Here is an 8,149-nt window from a genome sequence, read left to right as displayed (position 1 = left end):
TTGCGAGGACGCTTTTCCCCGTCACCGCGAGGACCTTCCCTTCCAGTCACCGCGAGGACCTTTCCTCCCGATCGTCACGAGGACCTTTCTTTCCGGTCATCGCAAGGGCCTCTTTTCCCGGTCATCGCGAGGACCTCTTTTTTCGGTCATCGCGAGGAGCGAAGCGACGAAGCGATCTCATAGCCTCCCAAAAGAGACTGCTTCGGAGATGAAACAACGACCTCGCAGCGACCGAGAGGAGTCATCACGAGCGCAGCGAAGTGACCTCAAAGCCCCTGAAGGAAGACTACTCAGGAACAAAATCATGGCCCCGCAGTGACAACCAAGGGGTTGCGTGAGAGCCACAGGCCCGAAGTATTTCACAGTAACACCCTCAAATACCCTGATGGCAACACCAGGAAACGACAATCAGTAGAGAACTGGTCACTTTCGCCTCAGGAGAAATCCAGCCAACTTCTTCCCTACTTCAACCACTTTCTCGCCGCTTCGGGGACGGAGGAAGAGAATGAGCACCCCGTAGAAAACTGCTGTTGCCCCCACTACTCCCAGATACCCTGCCCACCCCCGGGCATAGGGACGCAACAAAAAGAGAAATGCCGCCATACAGACCGTGGCAAGAGCGATCTTCTTAAGGTTTCGGAGAAGTTCTCTCCCCCCGATACCCCCCAGGCGTCGGCGCAGGGTTTCGAAGAGCACAAGAAATATAAAAATGGCACTCAGGGAGGTGGCCAGGGCCAGTCCCCGGTGGGCCATGGAGCGCACCAGAAGGGCGTTAAGTGCAATATTCATAGCAAGCCCCATGACACCTACCTTAACGGGTGTAGCGGTGTCCTGAAAAGCGTAGAACACCTGCCCCACAATCTGTAAAGAAGCCGAAGCCGGCAAGCCCAGGGCATAGAAGAAAAGCGCCTGGGCAGTTACACCGGTAGCGTGCGGGTCAAAGGCCCCTCGTTCAAAGAGTATCTGAATGGTTTCCCGGGGAATTATCAGGAGCCCCACAGTGGCCGGAAGAATGAAAAGCAACAAGCCCTCTAAGGAGCGGGAGAAAAGGTCCCGGAGTTCTTCGATTTTCCCCCTTGTTACCTTGAGGGACGTGGAGGGATAAACCGCCTGGCCGATGGCCGAACCAAAAAGCCCGGTGGGAATCTCTCGAACCCGAAAGGCGAAATTCAAAGCAGTAATGGTACCTACAGGAAGCAGAGAAGCGAAAATACGGTCCACAATGAGGTTGAGGTACCCCACTCCCGTTCCCACAAGAATGGGAAGCATCAGTTTCCAGGTTCTGACCAGAATGGGATGGGAAAAGGACCACCGTCCCCCAAAGGGTTTCCTCTTCCTCAGGGCAAAGAAAAGAATCAGGAATTGTCCCAGGACTCCCAGCATATGGCCGAGGCTGAGACCAACAACGGGATAGCTCCTTGCCCACCAGAGAAAGGAAATCAAGCAGGTGTTATAGAGTAGACCAGCCAGAGCTGGCAGGGTGAAAACCTGATAAGCGTTCATGATGCCGGTAAAAAGACCCAAAAGCCCCAGGAACACTAAAGAAGGCATCATGAGGTATCCCATAGAGAGCGAAAGTGCTAAGCGCTCTCCCTGAAAGCCCGGGGCTATTGCTCTCACAAAATACGGCAAAAGAAGATACGAAACGAAAGTAGCAGCCACAAGGTACACTAATGAAGCCCGCAGAACCACCCGGGCACCCTCCCAGGCTTTTTCTTCCCCATGTTTTTCCCGCTCTTCAATAAAAAGGGAGATGAAAACGGTGGTTAAAGCTCCACTTACTAAACCGGCCAGCGTAGAAGGCAAAATCGTGGCTACGAGGTAGCTATCGGTAACAGCCCGGGCACCGAAGAAGTGGGCAATGAGGATTTCCCGCACAAAGCCGAGAACCCGGCTGGCAAAGGTGGCTACCAGAATAACGAATGCCGCCCTGGTAAGGCTTTCCTTTCGAAGATTCATGGAGTACATTATATCGAAGAATGCAGCGAGCAACAGGGCATCCCGTCAAGCGTGTCCGGCCAGCATGTTTCTATTCCGACTTTCACAAATTCACAAGTCTCCTAAACTCTTTGATTCCCAGTACCTTGCAAGATAAACCAAAACCAAACACAAGGTATAAAATCGATTGGAACGGCTTACCGAAGAGACAAAGTACAAATACCGAAACCAATCTAACGGGAGACAGGATAACCAGCAGTTTCTAAGATTTTGGCCACGATTCTCTCCCAGATGTACTCTTGCACCCGCCTTTGGGCTCTCTTCCCCATGGCTCTTGCATACTCTGGGGTTGCAGCAAGACCTTTGATGACATCTACCAGGGCTTCTACATCTTCCGGCGGGACAAAATAGATTTCATCCTCGCTGAACCAAGTTCGTAAATTGGGAAGATTTGGAGCAATGATAGGGCGGGCCACGGCAGCATATTCAAAGAGCTTGATTGGTGCACCGGTAGCAAGCGTCCCGGGAAGAACGGCGATGTCAAAATGGGAGATGTACTCGAACGCTTTCTCATGGGGCAATGCTCCAGTCCAGTGAATCCTTTTCGCAATGCCCAGGCTTTTCACTAAAGCCTGAAGCCTCTCATACCCTGCACCAAGACCCACAAATCATCACCTGGAAACGATCGTCCAACTTAGACAGTGCATGCAACAAAAGGTCCACCCGGTGCCAGGGGCTCAGGCTCCCCACGAAGCCAATCGTGCAGGTCTTGGGATCGGAGGAGAAAGGTGGTCGATCCTCCGAAAGCTTCAGGTCAAACTCGAGGAAACGAGAAGAAATACCGTTCGGAAGCACGAGAATTTTTTCTTCGGGTATCCCGAGCTGGACATAGTACTCCTTTGACCGCCGCTCAATAGCAAAGGGAGCATCAAGATAAGCGATTAATGGAATCCTGGCCACCTTTGCGAGGTATGCTCCGGCAAAGTCATAAATTGAGGCGCGATGAAAAACGAGGTCATAACTCTCTCGAGCAAGTGCCCGCCTTGCCATGCAGGCAAGGAGCCACTGCAGGGTTAACTCCACAAAATCCTTAGTCCACCAAGGGAGACAGCGAGCGATACTTCGCAGCCTGCCTCTTGCTGAGGCGTGATTATAAGGTTGAAGCGATGTCGAGCTAAGGAGGACAACTTTGTGACCCAGTTCCCGGAAGGCCCAAGACATTTCTAACACTTGTATTACGTCGCCACCGCGGCCAATTAGGCTACAGATGAAAACAACACGCATATTTGAGAAAGCTCTGACCAAACTTGATCTGAAAGCGGCACAAAACACCACAGACAGCCATCCGCGTCTTCACGCCTTCACATGGACGTTCCTCATTCGGGCAATTTTGCACGTGGATCCTAACGATAACTGAACTTGGCATCCCCAATCTTGGTATTCTTAACCACTGTTCGCCATAAAAGCTGCGACTTGGTCCACCGGACCGCGAAGACAACCATATTACCCAAGAAAAAGAACAGAACCATCACCATCCCCAGACTGCAGGCAGATCCGGCAGAGCGAATTCACCAACTACCCTTATCCTTGTTTAGAGATTAGTCTACCGACCAACAGCTTTTGCGGCCAAAATCCGCTCCAAGGCGGAAGCAATCAGGTCAGCCCGGGCGTCCCAGGTCTCCCGTTGCGCTATCTCACCCGTGCAATGCCGGAAATCTTCGCTCCCAGCCAGGGCCACCGCCTCCAAGATTTTGCTGGCAAACTCCTCGGGGGTCCGGGCAATCAGCACCCCCTCAACCTCGCGGCACATAGGCAAGTCGGTGCTAACCACCGGCTTCCCAGCTGCCAGGTACTCCCACAGTTTTATCGGCGAACACGCCTCCGTTATCTTGTTAAGCTTGAAGGGGATGATCCCCACATCGAACCAGCGCAGATACTCGGGAAGCTCCTCATAGGGCTTCATCCCGAGCCAGAAGACGTTCCCCAGATCTAAAATGCCGCTTTTTGAAAGGGTGCCGTCATAGTCGCACCCAATGAGAATAAAGAGTACCTCAGGGAGCCGCCTCGCGACTTCCATTAGGAGACCGTAGTCGACCCAGCGGGCCAGTGCCCCGTGGTACCCTACTACTAACTCGTGCCCCGCCAGCACATGGCGAAGGTCTGGGGGCGGAACAGCTCGAGACCGATCCCGAGCCCGAGAGAAGCTCTCATAGTCAACCGCGTTGGGACACAGGATAACGTCAGCCCTTTTCGGCCTGACAACGTCGTAAAGCTTCCGAGAGGCGGCTAGTACCAGGTCAGCCCGCCGGAGCATCGTCTCGTGGTCAGCCTCGGCAACACCCCCCACTTCCAAGTCATCCACGAAATCGTAGATGACCACAGGGTTCTTGAGGCTGTTGACCAAATCGTGATGGACGGCCCAGCTCACGAAGAGGACGGGCGACTCCACCTCCGAAAACACTTGCCAGGGTACGTGGCAGACATATAGATTAGACTCCACCTTCTGGAAGCCCCGCACCTGATCCACGCGGCTGTTGGGGGTGCAGTAAAAGAACAGAAAGCCCTGCCGGGCCAGGGCCCGGGCCAGCTGTTGAGGGCGCTGGAACATGAAGTTCCAGTCAATGGTAGGCGGATAGATTATTACGCCCCTAGTTATGGCCGAAGCCTTCAGGATAACCCTCAGCTCCCGACGGTACCCTTGGAGATCTTCGAGCGGCAGGTTGCGAAAGAAGCTAACGAGCTTATACCAGACTTTAAGCACTTTAGTCTGAACGGGCGAGGGCAGCAACCGAAAAATCCGGCGAAGCAGTATTCTAACCAATCCCAAGGTAAATCTGGGGGCAGCGTTCTTCTGCAGGCGCCAAAGATATCCAACTATGCGGTCGGCCATTCGGTACCTGCGCGTTTCCAGCTCCAAGATACGACTTTGTGCCCGGTCCACCTCTGCAGCTTTTCGTTGGATCTCAGCCTGCAGCGCTTCCAAAGCTCCTTCTAGTTCGGCAACTTTCCTTTCCAGCTCCACTATGCGCCGCTCGGCTCCAACTCGCAGTGCCAGCGCATCCGCAAGCGCAGCGTAGGCCGCACCCACCTCCTTGCTCTCTCCAACACTGGATCTCTCCCAACCGCTAATCACCAGCTTTTCGTTACCGACTACACCTAGACATGCCACTAAATAGCACCTCTGATCAAGAGGGACAATTCCAGATCGGTGAACCTCTAAGACCAAGCGCCGCACGTCCGGATCCAAGCCCCTAAGGCCATTGATAAACGCCTCAGTCCAGCTAGCCCCAAAGAACTTCCTCCCAACAACACTCAACCCTGCCGCTTGGAACACATCTGCTAAGTCGTACAGTGGCACTTCTTTACCAAATGGCCATAGACCTTCACCAGCGTTTTGAATGCGCCATAACCAATACCAATAGCAACGAAGATTAGGCACCAATACCAGAACGTATTTCTTAGCTCTGCTAGCCATGCCCTTTAAGAATTGAACTTGATAATCAAAATTATAGTGTTCAAGCACTCCGGCATTGAAAACCAAGTCATATTCAGGCTTGCCCGACTCAAACACATCACCATGGACGAAGCACGCAATTAACCCCTCTTTTTCAAAAAGTTGCCGAGCATATTCCAAAGCCTCTTGAGAAGCATCCAGTAGTGTAACATGATAAAGACCAGTCCGAGCAAGGGCTAGACTTTGCCAGCCAGCTCCACAACCAGCCTCCAAGATAGTAGCCCCCGGCGCTAATAGACTAGTAATTGCTTGTACAAACTCTTTATGAAACTCTTTCAAAGCATCATCTTCTTCAACCAATGGAAGCAGCTTGTAATATTCATCCCACTTCTGAATCTCGCCTTTGACCATATCCCACATAAGAGCTCCTCCAAATGACGTTTAAACTGAATAAATAAAAAATGTCCCTTCCAGCCTAGCGGCCTTCTTGAAGTGACGGCACATTACCTCATCACAGCCCCCAGGCGCGTCTCGGTGTTCGCCCGTTGTATATCACATGGGTATCTGGACTGAAAAGTACAATTTTATATCTCATTGTTCGACCCGAGCAACCATAACCGAGGCCTTGTAAGCCTCTACCACTTGCTTCGGATCACCCAGTGCTCGCACTCTGCCCCTCTCCAACCATAACGCTTGATGACACCAGCTTTCTACAGTAGTAAGGTCATGAGTCACGAGCAAGATGGTTTTCCCCCTCCTCTTGAACTCCTCTATCTTGGCCCGACTCTTTTCAGCAAATCGGGCATCCCCTACGGCTAACACCTCGTCAAGGAGAAGAATATCGGGGTCCACATTCACTACTACCGAAAAGGCAAGGCGCATGTACATTCCGGAAGAATACGTTCGTACCGGGGCATCGATGAAATCTCTCAGTTCGGCAAACTCGATTATTTCCTCCATCCTGTCCATGACTTCCCGCCGGGACAATCCAATAGCCAGGCCCCCGATAACTATGTTTTCCCTACCGGTGAGCTCCGGATGGAAACCGAGGCCCAGGTTAAGAAGCGCAGAAAGTCGGCCGTTCACCACAACCTTTCCCGAAGTCGGCCGATAGATACCGGCAATAAGGCGGAGCAACGTGCTCTTCCCCGCGCCATTTGGACCGATAACCCCAAGGACCGTACCCTCAGGAACTGAAAAAGAAACCTCTTTCAAAGCTTCCACGTACTGTCGCGAATTTCTCTGCGCAAAAAGATGGCCCTTAAGCAGGGCTTCTTTCAGGGTAGTATAACCGCGCGGGAGATGCTTCGGAAACCTTTTCGTGACGCGGTCGACAACTATCGCTTCCTTCATAAGTACTCCGCAAAGATTTCACGGTTTCTCTCGAACACCCACGCGCTAAAAACCAAAAGCACAACCGAAAGCGCGGCCACTAACCCCAGATTCCTCCAGTTGGGCCAGGCACCGTAGAAAAAGATGTTGCGATAGGCGCTGATTACCGTAGTCATCGGGTTCAATTTGAGGAGCCACTGGAACTGCACCGGGACCACGGAAAAGTCGTACATGATAGGCGTGAGAAAGGATGCAGCCATCAAGATATGTTGCACAATGTAGCGGAGGTCACGGAAAAAGACATTGTAGGTGGCAGTGAAGTAGACGATCCCCAACGCGAAAAGGAACTGGACCGCCATCACAACGGGGAGGGCGCAGACATTAAGTCGAACAGGTACTCCAAATACCAGAAGAAGAGCTATCAGAACAGGGAGCGAAAATGTATAGTTCATCATACCTGTTCCCACAGCAACAACGGGCAGGATCTCCGCGGGAAAAACTGCGTTTTTAAGAAATCCAGCATGGTCCACAAGGCAGTTGGTACCCATGGTAATAGCCTCGGCAAACCACATCATCCAGGGGAAAAGACCACAGAGAAGGAAAGCCGGAAACTTTGGGATGTTAATACGGAGGAAAGTAGAAAAAACGAGGGTGTAGACACCAGTCATGACCAAAGGGTTTATAAGGGTCCAGAAAAAGCCAAGCCAAGTTCCCCGGTAGCGAAGCTTAAGCTCCCGCCGTACAAGCTCTACAACCAAGGGCCAGCGATTAAACACAGTATTTACTACTCGAACGCTTGAGTTCATACCCACATTATCTCGAATAGAAACAAAATCTTCTCTTTCCCGCGCAATCGTGTCATTGCTCAACAAGTTCTCCCTGTTAGCTATTTTAATGTGCAAGCCGGATCCATGCAATAACCTTGTATAGGTTCACATCATGTGGGACACTCTACAATCCCAGTATCCCTCAGGTACTCCCAGGAGAAGTCCCCTGCCGAAACGATTCTAAAAAGGGACATACAAGTTACCCTCGGTCGAAGAGCTTTTTGGCTTCCCACCCACGCCTATCAAGAACTTTTCGCCATAACCATCCTGGAAACTCAACCCACTTTAAAGGGTCGAAAAGGTAGGCCATACGGGCCTTATTGAGGGCACTTATGTGGCCACCGTTTTCGAGAAGAATTTGGTGGAACTTCATCCTTGCCCGCACGTGAATCCTTTCTAAAGGTGTGAGCAAGTTAAGATTGGGGAGAACGTACTTTTGGTAAACCAGGAGATTCTCCTCCTAGAAACGCTTGTCGCCTTTATAAAGGGCAGAAGTGCTGACCAAGTCTGGATACATACGCCACTTGACGGTTACTTTGGGAAGAAAATGAATCCTGTATCCCTTTCGAAGACACTTCAACCAGGTATGCCAATCCTC

6 protein-coding genes are annotated in these 8,149 nt (G+C 51.7%); all 6 read right to left on the bottom strand.

The genetic code is table 11. The features are described 5' to 3' along the window. Window positions 1-423: 423 nt before the first annotated feature. Window positions 424-1,992 (bottom strand): murein biosynthesis integral membrane protein MurJ, encoded by a 1,569-nt coding sequence (murJ, locus tag H5U36_07440; GenBank protein ID MBC7217956.1) that lies wholly within the window; start codon window positions 1,990-1,992, stop codon window positions 424-426. A gap of 179 nt (window positions 1,993-2,171) precedes the next feature. Continuing rightward, window positions 2,172-2,603 (bottom strand): glycosyltransferase family 4 protein, encoded by a 432-nt coding sequence (locus tag H5U36_07435; protein ID MBC7217955.1) that lies wholly within the window; start codon window positions 2,601-2,603, stop codon window positions 2,172-2,174. After that, window positions 2,581-3,159 carry a hypothetical protein gene (locus H5U36_07430; GenBank protein ID MBC7217954.1) on the bottom strand — a complete coding sequence of 193 codons (579 nt, stop codon included), beginning with the start codon at window positions 3,157-3,159 and terminating at the stop codon, window positions 2,581-2,583. The genes H5U36_07435 and H5U36_07430 overlap by 23 nt, the downstream gene beginning before the upstream one ends. A 382-nt stretch (window positions 3,160-3,541) precedes the next feature. Continuing rightward, entirely contained in the window at window positions 3,542-5,812 is a 2,271-nt protein-coding gene (locus H5U36_07425; protein ID MBC7217953.1) for a methyltransferase domain-containing protein, read from the bottom strand. A 171-nt stretch (window positions 5,813-5,983) separates the two neighbouring features. Further along, window positions 5,984-6,745 (bottom strand): ABC transporter ATP-binding protein, encoded by a 762-nt coding sequence (locus tag H5U36_07420; protein MBC7217952.1) that lies wholly within the window; start codon window positions 6,743-6,745, stop codon window positions 5,984-5,986. Continuing rightward, window positions 6,742-7,593, bottom strand: coding sequence for an ABC transporter permease (locus H5U36_07415; protein MBC7217951.1), 852 nt, complete (start codon window positions 7,591-7,593; stop codon window positions 6,742-6,744). Before H5U36_07415 ends, H5U36_07420 begins: the two co-directional genes overlap by 4 nt. Window positions 7,594-8,149: the final 556 nt, after the last annotated feature.

The sequence above is a fragment of the Candidatus Caldatribacterium sp. genome (assembly GCA_014359405.1).
GTDB classification, from domain to species: Bacteria; Atribacterota; Atribacteria; order Atribacterales; family Caldatribacteriaceae; genus Caldatribacterium; species Caldatribacterium oleiphilum.
The sequence above is the reverse complement of the archived record's forward strand: the minus strand, read 5'-3'. Positions and strand labels throughout refer to the sequence as shown.

Excerpts from the sequence above, each read along its gene's own strand:
- H5U36_07430 (MBC7217954.1), bottom strand. The coding sequence starts at position 3,159 with ATGTCTTGGGCCTTCCGGGAACTGGGTCACAAAGTTGTCCTCCTTAGC.
- H5U36_07425 (MBC7217953.1), bottom strand. The coding sequence starts at position 5,812 with ATGTGGGATATGGTCAAAGGCGAGATTCAGAAGTGGGATGAATATTAC.
- H5U36_07420 (MBC7217952.1), bottom strand. The coding sequence starts at position 6,745 with ATGAAGGAAGCGATAGTTGTCGACCGCGTCACGAAAAGGTTTCCGAAG.